This is a genomic window from Pseudomonas canadensis, assembly GCF_000503215.1.
GTDB classification, from domain to species: Bacteria; Pseudomonadota; Gammaproteobacteria; order Pseudomonadales; family Pseudomonadaceae; genus Aquipseudomonas; species Aquipseudomonas canadensis.
The window spans coordinates 40,843-56,584 of sequence record NZ_AYTD01000009.1; the positions used below are offsets into that span (position 1 = coordinate 40,843).

The following is a 15,742-nucleotide window of genomic DNA, read 5'->3' on the forward strand; positions in this document are numbered from 1 at the left end:
GCTGTATGTCGAGTACACATCCATTCCTGCGGTAACGGCTACTTTGGGTTCCGCTCTTACAGCGGGTCACTTTTGGCAAACGCCCCAAAAGTAACCAAAAGGTCTTCGCCCCACCACTCGGCACCTCGCCTAGGCTCGGTGTGCCCTCACTCCGGCTTTGGAGCGTGGGCCGCCGCGATGGGCCATCCTTGGCCCAGCGCGGCTAACCCGGCGTCCTGCCGGGTTACCCACGCTTCAAAGCCTGCGTTCGGCCAGCGTGGTTTTACGGGGCGCCGAAGATCAAAAGCCAGAGCAAAAGCGACTCGCTTCGCATCGTGGATACGCTTTTCGTGTTCTGTAGGAGCCGGCTTGCCGGCGAAAAACGCGAGAACGCCGCGATCATCCAGATGTTCTCGCGTCATTGTTAACGACCATCGCCGGCAAGCCAGCTCCTACAGTGGATCGCGTTTGCTTTTGCGTTTGCCTTTGCTCCACACCACTCAAGCCGGAGTGAGGGCATGCCGAGCCTAGGCGAGGCACCGAGTGTTGGGGCAAGAGCGTTTTGGTTACTTTTGCGCTTTTCAAAAGTGACCCGCTGTAAGAGCGGAACCAATAGTGGCCGTTACTCAAATAACGGATATGTTCTCGATCAAAGGTCATCTATGCAAAAGCCAACGCTACGCAAACTAGGAATGTTCGCCACACTGGCCATCGCCATAGGCTTGATCATCTACACGGTCCAAGCTCCCGCCGACGCACCGCAATACCTCACCGCCACCGCCGAGCGCGGCAACATCGAAAACGCCGTCCTCGCCACCGGCCTGCTCGAAGGCATCAAACAGGTCGACGTCGGCGCCCAAGTCTCCGGCCAATTGAAATCCCTCAAAGTCAAAGTCGGCGACAAGGTCAAAAAGGGTCAATGGCTAGCCGAAATCGACCCATTGATCCTGCAAAACACCCTGCGCAAAGCCCAGGTCGACGAAGAAAACCTCCAGGCCCAACGCCGCGCCACAGCGGCGCAGCTCAAGCAGGCCAAGTCCGTATACGAACGCTACAAAGGCCTGCAGATTGACGAGTCAGTCTCCCGCCAAGACTTCGAAGACGCCGAATCCACCTTCCAGGTGCAACAGGCCAACTTGCTGTCCCTGGACGCGCAGATAAAAAGCGCCCACATCCAGATCGACACCGCCAAGGTCAACCTGGCTTACACCCGCATCGTCGCGCCCATTGATGGCGATGTGGTGGGCATCGTCACTCAGGAAGGCCAGACCGTCATCGCCAACCAACTGGCGCCGGTGCTGCTCAAGCTGGCGGACCTGGACACCATGACCGTCAAGGCCCAGGTCTCCGAGGCGGATGTGATTCACATCAGCCCCGGCCAGCAGGTCTACTTCACCATCCTCGGCGAGGCCGACAAGCGTTACTACGCCAAGCTGCGCGGCACGGAACCGGCGCCACAGAATTTCCTGGAAACCCAGACCGCCGGCACGCCGAAGCAGAACACTGCAGTGTTCTACAACGCGTTGTTCGATGTGCCTAACCCCGACCACCGTCTGCGCATCGCCATGACCGCCCAGGTACGTATCGTGCTCGACACCGCCGAGGCCGCGCTGATGGTACCGGTGGCGGCACTGGGGGCGCGCAACAACGACGGCAGTTACTCGTTGCGGGTGCTGGACGCGAAAGGCAAGGCAGTGTCGCGGGAGGTGAAGACCGGGATCAACAACAACGTCAAGGTGCAGATCCTCGAAGGCCTGGCCGAAGGCGACAAAGTGGTGATCGGCGACGCCACGCCCGCTGTGGCGGGGAACTGACGGATGACTCAGCCACTGTTGGAACTCAAGGGCATCACCCGTAGCTTCATGGCCGGCGAGCGTGAATTCATCGCGCTCAAGGGCATCGACTTGACGATTCATGCTGGGGAAATGGTTGCGATCATCGGCGCCTCAGGCTCAGGGAAATCGACCCTGATGAACATCCTCGGCGGCCTGGATTACGCCACGGCCGGCAGCTACAAGATCAACGGCATCGAAACCCGTTCCCTGGGGGATGAGCAGTTGGCCGAACTGCGCCGTGATTACTTCGGTTTTATCTTCCAGCGCTACCACTTGCTGGCGCACCTGAGTGCCTTGCACAACGTGGAAATGCCAGCGATCTACGCCGGCACACCGGAAACCCAACGTCACAGCCGCGCACGGGAGTTGCTCGCGCGGCTGGGCTTGTCCGGTCACACCACCCACCGTCCCAGCCAGCTCTCCGGTGGCCAGCAGCAACGGGTGAGTATCGCCCGTGCCTTGATGAATGGCGGCGAAGTGATCCTCGCCGACGAACCCACCGGCGCCCTCGACACCCACAGTGGCAAAGAGGTGATGCGCATCCTCGCCGAGCTGCACGCGGCGGGGCACACGGTGATTATCGTCACCCATGACCCCAAGGTCGCGGCGAACGCCCAGCGCATCGTCGAGGTCAGTGATGGCGAGATTGTCAGCGACAAGGCCAATGAGAGTGCTGGCCTGGAGTTGCCCAGCGAAACGCCCATCGAGCCAAAACGCAGTGGCGCCCGGCGTTTGGTGGCGAGCCTGGGGTTGTTCAAGGAGGCCTTCAACATGGCCTGGGTCGCGCTGGTGTCTCACCGCATGCGCACGTTGTTGACCATGCTCGGTATCGTTATCGGCATTACTTCGGTGGTGTCGATCTCGGCCATCGGTGAAGGCGCCAAGCGTTATGTGCTCAAGGATATTCAGGCGATCGGCAGCAACACCATCGACATTTTTTCCGGCACCAGTTTTGGCGATAGCCGCGCCTCGGCCATCGAGACCTTGATGCCTTCGGATGTGGACGCGTTGAATCAGTTGTATTACGTCGACAGTGCCACGCCGGTGGTGGGCCGCAACCTGTTGCTGCGCTTTGGCAATATCGACCTGGATGCGCAGGTCAATGGGGTGAGTGACCGCTATTTCAAAGTGAAGGGCTTGAAGCTCGAAGCCGGTATCGCCTTCAGCGAAAGCGATGCGCGGCGCCAGGCCCAGGTGGTGGTGATCGACCACAACACGCGTCACCGACTGTTCGGCCCGAACGTCGACCCGCTGGGCCAGGTGATCCTGGTGGGTAACCTGCCGTGTACCGTGATTGGGGTCACCGCTGATAACAAGAACATGTTCGCCGCCAGCAAGGCGCTGAACGTGTGGGTGCCCTATGAAACAGCGGCAGGGCGCTTGCTGGGGCAGCGCCATCTGGACAGCATCACCGTGCGCATCAAGGACGGCCAGCCGAGCAAGGTGGTCGAAGACAACGTCAACAAACTCATGCTGCAACGCCACGGCACCAAGGACTTCTTTACCAACAACCTCGACAGCATCATGCAGACCGTGCAGAAAACCAGTCGCTCCCTGGCGTTGCTGCTGTCGTTGATCGCGGTGATCTCGTTGCTGGTGGGGGGCATTGGCGTGATGAACATCATGCTGGTGTCTGTCACCGAGCGCACCCGTGAGATCGGCATTCGCATGGCGGTAGGGGCGCGGCAGTCGGATATCCGCCAGCAGTTCCTGGTGGAGGCGGTGATGGTGTGTTTGATCGGCGGGCTGATCGGGATCTCGCTGTCCTATGCCCTGGGCTTTCTGTTTTCGTTGTTTGTGAAGGAATGGGAGATGGTGTTTTCCCTGGGCTCGATCATCACGGCGTTTGCCTGTTCGACGTTGATCGGCATTGTGTTTGGCTTTGTGCCGGCCAGGAATGCGGCGCGGCTGGACCCGATCGAGGCGCTTGCCAGAGATTGAGGTTTGTCAGCCAATAGAGATTAAATGTGGCAGCGGGCTTGCTCGCGAATGCGGTAGTTCAGCCAATGAATCTGTTGACTGACACACTGCATTCGCGAGCAAGCCCGCTCCCACATTTTGAACAGGTATGTCTTAAAAGCCTGTGTTGTCCTCAGTGGCATACATCCATCGCAACAACGAATGCCGCCCGCTGATTCCCAGTTTGATCGACGCGCGCTTCAGGTAGCTCTCGATGGTGTTGACCTTCAACGCCAACTGCTCCGCCAACTCCGGCGCGGTCCGCCCGGCGAGCAGGCCCACGCACACCTCAAGCTCACGGTTGGATAGGGTCAGCCCCGACTGTACCAACCGTTCTTCGATGCGCCTGCGCAGGGTTTCGAGGCCCTGGTTTTCCAGCACCACCGCGTCGCTGTCCTGACGGCACGGTTGGATCGCGGCGATGTGCTTTTCCACCATGGGCAGCAGCAAGGTGGAGAAGTCCTGCAACATGCTGCGCTCCTGGGGCGAAAAGCTTTCGGACTGGTGCGAGCGATACACCGACAAGACGTAGCGCACGTCGTCCTTGCGGCGGGTGAGGTGCAATTGTGCGGCCGGTTGTTCGTCGCCCAACGCCTCCACCGAATCGGTGTAGACCGGGCTGATCTTGCGGCGAGTTTGCCCGTCGGCGCTGACCTGCAATTGCGTGATATGAGTGGCGTCCACTGCCAGTTGGGTGAGGATCAGGTCATGCAGCATGCGAGGGAAATGGCGGCTGCCGGTGCTGGCGATGACTTTGCCAATATGAGGGAACAGCTGTGAGTTCATCATTTCGTCCATGAGGCGTGCAGGTATTCGGCTTTATAGCAGCGGGGATTAAGATGCAAGCCAATGCGAATAACCTACCGTGATAGTCCTTCCCGCCGGACCTATGCTAGTACAGCCTGGCGACGGGAAGGGGATCCAATCTTAAATAATCGGATTAAAAACTCACAAGCTTAGAAGGACGCGTGAGGGTAGGCGTGCACTTGGCGAGTGCCTGTTGCACATCCGCCAACAGGTCGGCCACATCCTCAAGCCCCACCGACAAGCGCACCAACCCTTCGCTGATACCGTGCGCTGCACGTTCCTGCGGGGTGTAGGTGGAGTGGGTCATGCTCGCCGGGTGCTGCGCCAGTGACTCGGCATCACCCAGGCTGACCGCCCGGGTGAACAGCTTGAGCGCATTCATGAAGCGCCGACCGGTTTCGATGCCGCCCTTGAGCTCGAAGGCAATCATGCCACCGGGTAGTTTCATCTGCTGTGTCGCCAGTTCGTACTGCGGGAAAGAGCGCAGTCCCGGGTACGTCACCGACTGCACGGCGGGATGCGCCTGCAGGGCTTCGGCCACGGCCTGGGCATTGCTGCAATGACGGTCCATGCGCAGGGCAAGGGTCTTGAGGCCGCGCATCAACAGCGAAGCGTCCTGGGGCGACATCACCGCCCCAGTCAAGTCCTTGAGGCCCTGCAGGCGAATGCGCTGGGCCAGTGCCTGGCTACTCACCGCAATGCCCGCCGTGATATCGCCGTGGCCGCTGAGGTACTTGGTGGCCGAATGCACCACCACATCGGCGCCCAGGTCGAGGGGGCGTTGCAGGTAGGGCGTGCAGTAGGTGTTGTCGACCACCAGGGTGACGTTCGGCTGCTCGTGGGCGAGGGCGGCCACGGCAGCGATATCTACCAGTCGAAGGTTGGGGTTGGCCGGGGTCTCGCAGTAGATCATGCGGGTGGCGGGGCTGAATGCGGCTTGCAGGGCCGCCAGGTCAGTCAGGTCGACATGCCGCACCTTGATACCGAATTCGCCGATGCCATGGTGAAGCAGGGCAAAGGTGCAGCCGTACAGGGTCTGGCTGACGATCACTTCATCGCCAGGGCGCAGCAGGGTCCAGAACGTCGCGGCGATTGCGCCCATGCCGGAACTGAACGCCACTGCGGCCTCGCCGTTTTCCAAGGTGGCCATGCGTGATTCCAGCAGCGCCAGGGTTGGGTTGGAAATGCGCGTATAGAAGTGGCCGCTCGCTTCACCGGCAAAACAGGCGGCGCCGTATTCGGCGGTTGGGAAAGCAAAGGTGGCTGACAGGTAAATCGGAGGGACGAGTGCGCCGTGATGGTCTTTTGGGTCATAGCCGTGGTGGATGGCGCGGGTGGAAAAGCCGAATGCATTGTGTTTATTGTTCATGTCGGACGCTCCTTATTTCCTACAATGCTATGCTCATAACCACAGATGAACTTTGCAATATTTGCTACTAATTCCCGCGTCCTGGGATGAAAATCTTATAAAAATAAAGAATAGAGGCACGTTATGCCCGTCAGTCTGGACCGTACCGACAAAGCCCTTTTAAACGCGCTTCAAGGCAATGCCCGTCTCACGGTGGCCGAATTGGCCGACCGCGTGTCCCTGACCACCTCGCCGTGCTGGCGGCGGGTGCGGAACCTGGAAGAGAGTGGGGTGATCAGCGGGTATCAGGCGATTCTGTCGCCCAAGGCGCTGGGGTATGGGGTGACGGCGTTTGTCAGCATCATGATGGAGAGTCATACCCAGGAGATTGCCCGGGCGTTTGAGCAGCGGTTGTTGGAGATTCCTGAGATTGTGGCGTGTCATAACGTGTCGGGGCGGTATGATTTCTTATTGGAAGTGGTGGCGAAGGATCTGGAATCGTTTGGGGAGTTTGCGCGGGAGGTGTTGCAGACGTTGCCTTGCGTTAAGGAGATTTATTCGAGTTTTTCTTATAAGTCGGTGAGGGGGTTGAGGGTGATTCCGTTGCCGGGGTGATGGGGGGCTGGTGTGTTGTGTACATATCCGTTGCTGCGGTGATGGCTGATATTGGTTCCGCCCTGTGGATACGCGGTCCTTGTAGGAGCCGGCTTGCCGGCGAAAAACGTGAGACCGCCGCGTTTTGTCTGGTTCCCCCGCGTCATCGTTAACGACCATCGCCGGCAAGCCGGCTCCTACAATGAACCGCGTTTGCTTTTGCCTTTGCTCCACACCACTCAAGCCGGCTGTCAGGCCGCTGTGCTCTTGCTTTTGATTTTGATCTTAGGCGCCCCGTCAAACACGCTGGCCGGAATTCGACAGGGATTTGGGGGGTAAACCGGCAGGGATGCCGGTTTAGCCGCCCCGCGCCATGGATGGCGCGTGGCGGCGGCCCCCCAAATCCCTGTCGGATTACGGGCACACCGAGCCTAGGCGAGGTGCCGAGTGTTGGGGCAAGAGCCCTTTTGGTTACTTTTGGGGCTCTTTTCCAAAAGTGACCCGCCGTAAGGGCGGAACCAATACCAGCCATCACCCAAATAACGGATATGTACCCAACCCAACCCAACCCAACCCAATTGGTCACCCATTCTTCCCCCAAATTGGATATTCCCCCTCCAAGGCCCGATGACTAACCTAGCCATCAATCCCCACTGCCCTGGAGCACCCCCATGCAAACCCGTACCGATTTCTACACCGCCTCCCCAGACGCCATGAAAGCCATGCTCGCCCTGGAAGCCGCCGTCGGCAAGCTGTCCATCGAACTGCCCCTGCTGGAACTGATACGCCTGCGCGTCTCGCAGATTAACGGCTGCGCCTTCTGCCTCGACATGCACACCGCCGACGCCCGCAAAGGCGGTGAAACCGAACGCCGCCTGTACACCGTCTCCGCCTGGCGCGAAACGCCGTTCTTCACCCCGCGTGAACGCGCCGCCCTGGCCTGGGCCGAGAGCCTGACCCTGATCAGCCACACCCACGCCCCGGACGAAGACTTCAACACACTGGCCACCGAGTTCAGCCCGCAGGAGCAGATCGACCTGAGCGTGGCCATCACCACCATCAACAGCTGGAACCGGCTGGCAGTGGGCTTTCGCAAGATGCCAAAGTAAGGCTCAACCTGATTTGAAATAGCCCCGTGGCGTGGTGCCGGTCATTCCCTTGAAGAAGGCGATCAATGCGCTGTCGCTGGCAAAGCCCAGCTCAAAGGCGCAGTAGCCGATACTGCGCCCGGTGGCGAGCAACTCGATGACGCGCATCAAGCGCCACTGCTGGCGCCATTGCTGATACCCCAGGCCGGTTTCCCGCAGGAAGATCCGGCCGATGGTCTTGGTGCTGGCGCCAACCTGCTTTTCCAGTGCTTGCAGCGTGGGCGGCAAGCGTTCGAGATGGGCCAGCAATGGTGCCAGGCGCTTGTCCTGCGGCAAGGGCAGAAGCATGCGTTGCTCGGCCGCACCCTGGATTTCCTCCAGGCACAACGCCAGCAAATGGGCATATCGGCCGGTGTGCCAATCAGTCTCGAAGGGGGCCATGGCCATCGGTTCCAGCACCGCGCGCAACAAAGCGCTCACTTCGATCACCCGCACCTCTGTCGGCAACAGGGTCGCAACGGCCGGGCTTACGTACACCGAGCGGTAATCTACCGTCTTGCTCATCACCGCACGGTGACGCACACCGCAAGGTATCCACGCCGCGCGGGTCGGTGGCAGCAGGCACAGTTGATTGTCCAGGGTAATGCGGGTGCAGCCTTGTTGGGTAAACAACAGTTGACCACGCCGGTGGTGATGCAGGCCGGAGTCGTGGTCGCCGAGAAGGGCGGCAATACCGATGGCGGGAGCCAGGTGGCTGTCAGGGTCGAAGGATGCGTCGGCGGCGAGCCATGCCATGGTCTGTCCTGATGTTTCAGGACAGCTGGCTGTTCGTGGGGCCGATGCTGCTGGTGGTGCTGGCGTTCGGCATGGCGATTCCCAACGTGCTGGGGGCGGCATTGGTGGGTTATCAAGACCGCCTTGGCACCGCTGCGGCCGTTTTTGGCTTGCTCTATTACCTGGCGATTGGCGCCGGGTTGACCTTGGTTACCTGGGCTCAGGACCTTGGCTGGAGCCTGTTGACGTGCGGCCTGGCGGCGCTGTGGCTGGCAGCGCCGCGTGTGTTCAGAAATTGACCGAAGCACTCAGTCGCGCCGTCAAGGGCGCGCCCTGGAACAGGTAGTCATCGCCCATGTATTCGCCCGCGTCGCGCCAGTAGCGCTTGTCGAACAGGTTGTCGACGCTCAGGCGGAACACCGTCTCATAGCCGCTCACTTTGGTGGTGTAGCGGCTGCCGACGTTCACCACTGCGTAATCCCCCACCTCCACATTGCCGCTACGGTTGGCGTACTTCTTGGCGCTGTATTGCACGCCGCCGAGTACCGCCAGGCCGTTCACCCAAGGCAATGCATAATCGGCATACACACTGGCGCGCAGCTTGGGCACGTTGATCGCTTGGTGGCCCTCATAGTCCGCAGTCCCGCTGCCGGTCACCCGTGCACGAATCACCGCCACGCTGGTTGCGATCTGCAGGCGCTCGGTGGCCCAGCCATTGGCCGACAGTTCCAGGCCGGTGTTCTTTTGCTCGCCCTGTTGCACATAGTCGAATTGGCCAGTGCCGTCCGGCTTGGCGTATTGGTAGGCCTGGCGGGTCTGGAATACAGCGGCGGTGAAGCTCATGCGGCGCCAGTCGTATTTCACCCCGGCTTCGATTTGACGTGAGGTGGTGGGGGCCAGGGTTTCGCCGTCGTTGCGGGTCGTCCAAGGTGCCTCACCGCCCAGGGACAGGCCTTTGCTGTAGCTGGTGTACAGCGACACATTTTCCACTGGTTTGTAGATCAACGACGCCTGGGGCAGAAATTCGTATTGTTGGGTATGGCGTTGCTGATTGCCGTTTTGGTCGAAGGCTTTTTCATCCAGGCGCACTTCACGGCCGCCGAGGATGGTTTGCCATTGCTCGTTGAAGCGGATGCGGTCCGTTACGAACAGGCCATATTGGCGGCTGTCGAGACGCCGGTGCTTGTCGTTCAACGGCACGTCGGTGGGGGTGAAGGTCGGGGCGTCGACGTTGATGTTGGCGCTGCCGATGTATTCGTTGACCGACTTGCGCTTGTCGACCACTCGGCGAAATGCGCTGGTGCCAACGGTCAGTTCATGGCCCAGGCTACCGGTGTCGAACAGCCCAGTCATGGCCGCCTGCACTTCGTCGTCACGGCGGGTGTCGTCGGGGCTGCGGTAGTCGTAGATGTCGTAGTCGCCGGTGGGGCTGAAGAAAGCAGTGCCGCAATCGGTCACATAGAAGCAGCCATAGGCAAACGAGCTGTAATCATCGATCACCACCTTGCTGCGCGCGGCGCTGACACTGCCTTTCCACTGATCGCTGAAGCGATACTCGAACTTACCGTTGAGGTTCAGTGAGTCAATGCCCACTTGCTTCGACCCGCTCTGGTGGCCCAGCAGTTTTTTCGGCGAAGCATCGTGGGGAACTTGCGTGCCGCCCAGTAACTGGTAGCCCGGCACCGAACGCTGTTGCTTGTTCTGGTATTCCGCATCCAACTGCAACACCGCATCGGGGCTGATGTTCCAGTCGAACGCCAGGGACACAAAATCGCGCTGGCCATTGGCGTGTTCCACATAGGAGTTGAGGTCTTCATGGGCCACGTTGGCGCGCAGGCCGAATTGCTGCTCGCTGCCAAACCAGCCGCCCACGTCGGTGGCGATGTAGCCGCTGCCGCGATCGTCGGTGGAGACGGTCACCGAGCGCACGTCTTCCGGGCGCTTGGTCACGTAGTTGATCACGCCGCTCGGCTCGGAAATCCCGCTTTGCAGGCCGGCCAGGCCCTTGAGCACTTCGACCTGCTGCTTGTTTTCCAGGGCGACGTTCTGCTCGCCCGTGATGGTGCGCCCGTTGATCTTGTAGCTGCTTGCCGCGTTCAGCGAGAAGCCGCGGACCACGAAGTTTTCGTAATAGCCGATGGGCGCATAGCTGTCGCCCACCGAGGCGTCGTTGCGCAGCACTTCGCTGAGCAAGCGCGCCTGCTGGTCCTTGATCAGCGCAGCGTTGATCACCGTGATCGACGCCGGAGTGTCCAGCAGCGGCGCATCATCGAAGCCGGCCACCGAGGCGGTTTCACTGCGATAGCCGGACTCTTCCTGGCCCTGGACGTTCACCGCCGGCAGTTCGATTTCAGCCGCCAGGCTGCTGCCGATGCCGCTGCTGAGCAGCAGGCCGAGGGCGAAACGTGAGGAAGCGACGGGACGAAAACGCAAAACCATGGGGCAGGGCCTTAAAGCGCGGGCGGGGGGCGCATAAGCTAGGCATAAGCGTGGTCTTTTACAAGTCTGCTGCTACGAGGGCGTACTGCGCTTCAGGGTTTCGCTCGGCAGTTCCTTGAACAACGCTCGGTAACTGTTGGAAAACCGCCCCAGGTGCCAGAACGACCAATTCATCGCCACCTCGGCGACGGTGACGTTCGGTGAGCCCAACAACTCCCGCCGCGCCCCATTCAACCGGCGCAACCGCAACCACTGCGCCGGGCTCATTCCGGTGTAGGTCTTGAAACCCTGCTGTAACTGACGCAACGGCACGCCGGCAATCCGCGACAGCTCCAGCAGGTTGACGGTCTCATCCGGTGCATCCGCGGCCCATTCGCCGATGCGCGCCATCAACCGGCGTTCTTCGCTGCGTCGCTGCAACGAGTGGCGGTCCAGGCACACGCAGGCGTTGTCGAGGATGAACAGGCAATCGTCCAGTAACTGTTGGGTGAGAGCGTCACGGCTGGCGGGGTCGATTTCGGCGGACAAGCGGGTGAGGGTGCCACTCAGCCAGCGGCTGAACAGCCCATTCTGCTGGCAGGTCAACGGTGCCATGAACAGGCCTTCGAGCTTCGCCACATCCAGCCCATGGCGCTGCACGAATTGCGGCCCGAACACCACCGCCACTTCACGGTAGTTTTCCGGGGTGATCCAGGTGTTGTGGCTTTCGCCGTTGAGCATATACAGCGCGTTGTCACTGCCGTCGAAACAAAACGCCAACGAGCCCGGCGGCGCGTTGAAATGCTGCTCCACGCGGGTGTTCATGCACTCTTCGTACACCTCCACACCCTGCAAATCCAGATAGCGGATTCGCCCGGCAAAAAGCCCTGGGGACATCTGCTGGTACTGCTGCACCCAACCGGGTGTCGCATTGCATTGAGCGGCCACATCACCGGTGGTGAAGGCCTGTACGCGCAAAGCTGTTGCCTGTGTCATGGGTAACCTGGGCGCACTCTATTGGTGCGTTGTGGTTCGTGCAAAGTGGATAGATGCCGCAGGGGCGGCGCATCAAGATAGACCTCAATGCGCCAGGAGTACAAGCCGGCGCATGCACCCAACCCATGACGAGGTCCTTATGAACGCCCCCTTCGATCAGCTGTCCGCCTGGCTGAAAGAACACAAGATTACCGAAGTCGAATGCGTGATCAGTGATTTGACTGGCATCGCACGCGGCAAGATTGCGCCTACCAACAAGTTCCTGCATGAGCGAGGCATGCGCCTGCCGGAAAGTGTGCTGCTGCAAACGGTAACCGGGGACTTTGTCGACGACGAAATCTACTACGACCTGCTCGACCCGGCCGATATCGACATGGTCTGCCGCCCGGTGTCCAATGCCACGTATGTGGTGCCGTGGGCGATTGAGCCCACCGCGATTGTGATCCATGACACCTTCGACAAGCAGGGCAACCCCATCGAACTGTCGCCGCGCAACGTGCTGAAGAAGGTCCTGCAGCTCTACACCGATCAGGGTTGGCAGCCGATCGTCGCGCCGGAAATGGAGTTCTACCTGACCCAGCGTTGCGAAGACCCGGACCTGCCGCTGAAAACTCCGATAGGCCGCTCCGGCCGCGCCGAAACCGGGCGTCAGTCGTTTTCCATCGATGCCGCCAACGAATTCGACCCACTGTTCGAAGACGTCTACGACTGGTGCGAAGCCCAGGGCCTGGACCTCGACACGCTGATCCACGAAGACGGCCCGGCGCAGATGGAAATCAACTTCCGCCACGGTGACGCCCTCGACCTGGCCGACCAGATCACTGTGTTCAAGCGCACCCTGCGCGAGGCCGCGCTCAAGCACAACGTAGCCGCGACCTTTATGGCCAAGCCGGTGGCTGACGAGCCGGGCAGCGCCATGCATCTGCATCAGAGCGTGGTCGACATCGCCACCGGCAAACCAGTGTTCGTCGACGCTGATGGCAACAAGAGCCAACTGTTCCTTCACCACATCGGCGGCTTGCAGAAGTACATTCCCAAGCTGCTGCCGATGTTCGCGCCCAACGTGAACTCGTTCCGCCGCTTCCTGCCGGACACTTCGGCGCCGGTCAACGTCGAGTGGGGCGAAGAAAACCGCACCGTCGGCCTGCGCGTGCCCACCTCCAGCCCCGACGCCATGCGTGTGGAAAACCGCTTGCCCGGCGCCGATGCCAATCCCTACCTGGCGATTGCCGCTAGTCTGCTGTGTGGCTACCTCGGGATGATCGAGCAGATCGAACCCAGTGCGCCGGTGGAAGGTCGCGCCTATGAACGCCGCAACCTGCGCCTGCCGTTCACCCTCGAAGATGCGCTGGCGCGCATGGAGGATTGCGACACGGTCAAGCAGTACCTGGGCGACAAGTTCGTGCGGGGCTACGTGGCGGTCAAACGTGCAGAACACGAAAATTTCAAGCGGGTGATCAGTTCCTGGGAGCGTGAGTTCCTGCTGTTGAGCGTCTAAAAAAACCAAAAAAGGGGTGTCGATATGCGTCTTGTGAAACAGCTTCTCCCGCTGGCCCTGGTGGCCGCGTTCAGCAGTGCCAGCCAGGCGGCGCCGACGGTCAGCGTCTATAACTGGACCGACTATATCGGGGAGACGACCTTGGCCGACTTCCAGGCCAAGACCGGGATCAAGCCGATCTACGACGTGTTCGACTCCAATGAAACCCTGGAGGGCAAGTTGCTCGCCGGGCGCACCGGCTACGACGTGGTGGTGCCGTCCAACCACTTTTTGGCGCGCCAGGTAAAGGCCGGTGCGTTCCTCAAGCTCGACCGCGCGCAACTGCCCAACTTCAAGAACCTCGACCCCAAGTTGCTCAAGCTGTTGGAAAAGAATGACCCCGGCAACGCGCACTCGGTGCCGTACCTGTGGGGCACCAATGGCATTGGCTATAACGTCGACAAGGTCAAGCAGGTGCTGGGCATCGACCATATCGATTCATGGGCGGTGCTGTTCGAGCCCGAGAACATCAAGAAACTCAACCAATGCGGCGTGGCCTTCCTCGATTCGGCGGACGAGCTGTTCCCGGCGATCCTCAACTACATGGGCAAGGACCCGCGCAGCGAGAATCCCGAGGACTACAAACAGGCCGAGGCCAAGCTGCTGACGCTGCGGCCGTATATCACGTATTTCCATTCCTCCAAGTACATCTCGGATTTGGCCAACGGTGATATCTGCGTGGCCTTCGGTTATTCCGGCGACGTGTTCCAGGCTGCCAATCGCGCCAAGGAAGCCAAGAATGGGGTGAACATTGCTTATTCGATTCCCAAGGAAGGCTCCAACTTGTGGTTCGACCTGCTGGCGATTCCCGCCGACGCGAGCAACCCGAAAGAAGCCCACGCCTTCATTAACTATCTGCTCGACCCTGAAGTGATCGCCAAGGTCAGCGCCTCGGTGGGGTATGCCAACGCCAACCCGGCCGCCAAGGCTTTCATGGACCCGGAACTGGTGAACAACCCCGAGGTGTACCCGCCGCAGGAAGTGCTCGACAAACTCTACATTTCCACCACGCCGACCCCGGCGACCATGCGCCTGATGACCCGGGCCTGGAGCAAAGTGAAGACCAACAAATGATGCAGTCGACTGACCACGCCCGGTCCTACTACCGGGCCACGGCCAACGCCCTGACGGAGCGCCCCGCACTGGGCAGCGACCTGACCGCCGATGTGTGCGTGATCGGCGGCGGGTTCACTGGCGTGAATACCGCCATCGAACTGGCCCAGCGCGGGCTTTCGGTGATCCTGCTGGAAGCCCGGCGCATCGGCTGGGGCGCCAGCGGGCGCAACGGCGGGCAGTTGATTCGCGGTATCGGCCATGACGTGTCGGGCTTCGCCAAGTACGTGGGCGAGGAGGGCGTGCGTTACCTGGAGCGCGCCGGTATCGATTCGGTGGCGTTGGTGGGCGAGCGTATTCGCGAGCACAACATCGACTGCGACTTGCGCTGGGGCTTTTGCGAGTTGGCCAATACGCCGACGCAGTTCGCGGCGTTCAAAGGTGAGCAGGAGCACTTGGCGGCGATGGGGTATGCCCACGAAACACGCCTTGTGGGTCCGCAGGATATTCAGCAAGTGGTGGGCTCGTCGGTGTATGCCGGCGGCCTGGTGGACATGGGCTCCGGGCACCTTCACCCGTTGAATCTGGTGCTGGGTGAAGCGCAGTTGGCCGAGTCTCTCGGGGTGCGGATCTTCGAGCACACTGAGGTGCTTGAACTGATCCACGGCGACACGGTGCAAGTGCGCTGCGCAGGCGGCACGGTACGCGCCGACCACCTGGTGCTGGCCTGCAATGCCCATCTGGAGGAACTGGAACCGCGCCTGAGCGGCAAGGTGCTCCCGGCGGGCAGCTACATCATCGCCACCGAGCCGTTGTCGGAAGATGTGGCCAACCAGTTGATCCCGCATAACCTTGCGCTGTGCGACCAGAAAGTCGGCCTGGATTACTATCGATTGTCCGCTGACCGCCGCCTGCTATTCGGCGGCGCCTGCCATTACTCCGGCCGCGATCCGGTGGACATCGCCGCGTATATGCAGCCGAAAATGCTCAAGGTGTTCCCGCAACTGGCCCATACCGCCATTGAGTTTCAGTGGGGCGGCAAGATCGGCATCACCGCCAACCGCTTCGCGCAGGTGGGGCGCCTGAAGCAGTACCCGAATGTGTTTTATGCCCAGGGGTATTCCGGGCATGGGTTGAACGTGACGCACTGGTGCGCAAAGTTGCTGGCCGAAGGTATCCACGCCGGCCACAGCACGGGCCTGGATATTTTCAGCCAAGTGCCACACATGACCTTCCCTGGCGGGAAAGCGCTGCGCTCGCCGCTGCTGGCGTTGGGGATGTTGTGGTACCGAGTGAAGGAGTGGGTCTAGCACAATTCACTGTAGGAGCTGGCTTGCCAGCGATTAGCGGTGGT

General features: G+C 60.7%; 12 protein-coding genes and 1 pseudogene. 8 read left to right on the forward strand and 5 right to left on the reverse strand.

Going from position 1 to position 15,742, the window contains the following annotated elements:
* Nucleotides 1-641 precede the first annotated feature (641 nt).
* Both macA and U367_RS0104360 read left to right on the forward strand, forming a co-directional pair.
* Nucleotides 642-1,793, forward strand: coding sequence for a macrolide transporter subunit MacA (macA, locus tag U367_RS0104355; protein WP_028615832.1), 1,152 nt, complete (start codon nt 642-644; stop codon nt 1,791-1,793).
* Nucleotides 1,794-1,796: 3 nt separating this feature from the next.
* Nucleotides 1,797-3,755, forward strand: a complete 1,959-nt coding sequence (locus tag U367_RS0104360; RefSeq protein WP_028615833.1) for a MacB family efflux pump subunit — start codon at nt 1,797-1,799, stop codon at nt 3,753-3,755.
* Between the two features lie 132 nt (nt 3,756-3,887).
* Here U367_RS0104360 and U367_RS0104365 read toward each other — a convergent pair whose 3' ends face one another.
* Nucleotides 3,888-4,559 carry a helix-turn-helix transcriptional regulator gene (locus U367_RS0104365; protein WP_028615834.1) on the reverse strand — a complete coding sequence of 224 codons (672 nt, stop codon included), beginning with the start codon at nt 4,557-4,559 and terminating at the stop codon, nt 3,888-3,890.
* A 154-nt stretch (nt 4,560-4,713) separates the two neighbouring features.
* Complete coding sequence (locus U367_RS0104370; RefSeq protein WP_028615835.1) at nt 4,714-5,949, reverse strand: methionine gamma-lyase; 1,236 nt, start codon at nt 5,947-5,949, stop codon at nt 4,714-4,716.
* Between the two features lie 123 nt (nt 5,950-6,072).
* Here U367_RS0104370 and U367_RS0104375 point away from each other — a divergent pair, with 123 nt between their 5' ends.
* Together U367_RS0104375 and U367_RS0104380 are read left to right on the forward strand one after the other, a co-directional pair.
* The gene (locus U367_RS0104375) at nt 6,073-6,543 is read left to right on the forward strand and encodes an Lrp/AsnC family transcriptional regulator (protein ID WP_028615836.1); all 471 of its coding nucleotides are present in this window, start codon (nt 6,073-6,075) and stop codon (nt 6,541-6,543) included.
* 650 nt (nt 6,544-7,193) lie between these two features.
* Nucleotides 7,194-7,631, forward strand: a complete 438-nt coding sequence (locus U367_RS0104380) for a carboxymuconolactone decarboxylase family protein (protein ID WP_028615837.1) — start codon at nt 7,194-7,196, stop codon at nt 7,629-7,631.
* 3 nt (nt 7,632-7,634) lie between these two features.
* On the opposite strand, the gene U367_RS0104385 is transcribed toward U367_RS0104380, so the two are convergent.
* Nucleotides 7,635-8,405, reverse strand: a complete 771-nt coding sequence (locus U367_RS0104385) for an AraC family transcriptional regulator (protein WP_028615838.1) — start codon at nt 8,403-8,405, stop codon at nt 7,635-7,637.
* A gap of 5 nt (nt 8,406-8,410) precedes the next feature.
* On the opposite strand from U367_RS0104385, the pseudogene U367_RS0104390 reads away from it, so the two are divergent.
* Nucleotides 8,411-8,683 (forward strand): annotated as a pseudogene (locus tag U367_RS0104390) (MFS transporter); the annotation flags it as partial.
* Here the strand turns inward: U367_RS0104390 and U367_RS0104395 are convergent.
* Both U367_RS0104395 and U367_RS0104400 read right to left on the reverse strand, forming a co-directional pair.
* Complete coding sequence (locus U367_RS0104395) at nt 8,673-10,823, reverse strand: TonB-dependent siderophore receptor (protein WP_028615840.1); 2,151 nt, start codon at nt 10,821-10,823, stop codon at nt 8,673-8,675. The pseudogene U367_RS0104390 and the gene U367_RS0104395 overlap by 11 nt on opposite strands.
* Nucleotides 10,824-10,895: 72 nt before the next feature.
* Nucleotides 10,896-11,798, reverse strand: coding sequence for a helix-turn-helix domain-containing protein (locus tag U367_RS0104400; RefSeq protein WP_028615841.1), 903 nt, complete (start codon nt 11,796-11,798; stop codon nt 10,896-10,898).
* A gap of 139 nt (nt 11,799-11,937) precedes the next feature.
* On the opposite strand from U367_RS0104400, the gene U367_RS0104405 reads away from it, so the two are divergent.
* The 3 genes from U367_RS0104405 to U367_RS0104415 are packed head-to-tail and all read left to right on the forward strand — an operon-like array spanning nt 11,938 to nt 15,698.
* Nucleotides 11,938-13,296, forward strand: a complete 1,359-nt coding sequence (locus U367_RS0104405; protein ID WP_028615842.1) for a glutamine synthetase family protein — start codon at nt 11,938-11,940, stop codon at nt 13,294-13,296.
* 24 nt (nt 13,297-13,320) lie between these two features.
* Nucleotides 13,321-14,409 (forward strand): polyamine ABC transporter substrate-binding protein, encoded by a 1,089-nt coding sequence (locus U367_RS0104410; protein ID WP_028615843.1) that lies wholly within the window; start codon nt 13,321-13,323, stop codon nt 14,407-14,409.
* On the forward strand, nt 14,406-15,698 hold the full coding sequence (locus U367_RS0104415) for an NAD(P)/FAD-dependent oxidoreductase (RefSeq protein ID WP_028615844.1): 1,293 nt from the start codon (nt 14,406-14,408) through the stop codon (nt 15,696-15,698). Before U367_RS0104410 ends, U367_RS0104415 begins: the two co-directional genes overlap by 4 nt.
* Nucleotides 15,699-15,742 lie beyond the last annotated feature (44 nt).

Bases quoted from the DNA above. Each gene is read 5' to 3' on its own strand.
- macA (WP_028615832.1), top strand. From the start codon at position 642: ATGCAAAAGCCAACGCTACGCAAACTAGGAATGTTCGCCACACTGGCC.
- U367_RS0104360 (WP_028615833.1), top strand. From the start codon at position 1,797: ATGACTCAGCCACTGTTGGAACTCAAGGGCATCACCCGTAGCTTCATG.
- U367_RS0104365 (WP_028615834.1), bottom strand. From the start codon at position 4,559: ATGAACTCACAGCTGTTCCCTCATATTGGCAAAGTCATCGCCAGCACC.
- U367_RS0104370 (WP_028615835.1), bottom strand. From the start codon at position 5,949: ATGAACAATAAACACAATGCATTCGGCTTTTCCACCCGCGCCATCCAC.
- U367_RS0104375 (WP_028615836.1), top strand. From the start codon at position 6,073: ATGCCCGTCAGTCTGGACCGTACCGACAAAGCCCTTTTAAACGCGCTT.
- U367_RS0104380 (WP_028615837.1), top strand. From the start codon at position 7,194: ATGCAAACCCGTACCGATTTCTACACCGCCTCCCCAGACGCCATGAAA.
- U367_RS0104385 (WP_028615838.1), bottom strand. From the start codon at position 8,405: ATGGCATGGCTCGCCGCCGACGCATCCTTCGACCCTGACAGCCACCTG.
- U367_RS0104395 (WP_028615840.1), bottom strand. From the start codon at position 10,823: ATGGTTTTGCGTTTTCGTCCCGTCGCTTCCTCACGTTTCGCCCTCGGC.
- U367_RS0104400 (WP_028615841.1), bottom strand. From the start codon at position 11,798: ATGACACAGGCAACAGCTTTGCGCGTACAGGCCTTCACCACCGGTGAT.
- U367_RS0104405 (WP_028615842.1), top strand. From the start codon at position 11,938: ATGAACGCCCCCTTCGATCAGCTGTCCGCCTGGCTGAAAGAACACAAG.
- U367_RS0104410 (WP_028615843.1), top strand. From the start codon at position 13,321: ATGCGTCTTGTGAAACAGCTTCTCCCGCTGGCCCTGGTGGCCGCGTTC.
- U367_RS0104415 (WP_028615844.1), top strand. From the start codon at position 14,406: ATGATGCAGTCGACTGACCACGCCCGGTCCTACTACCGGGCCACGGCC.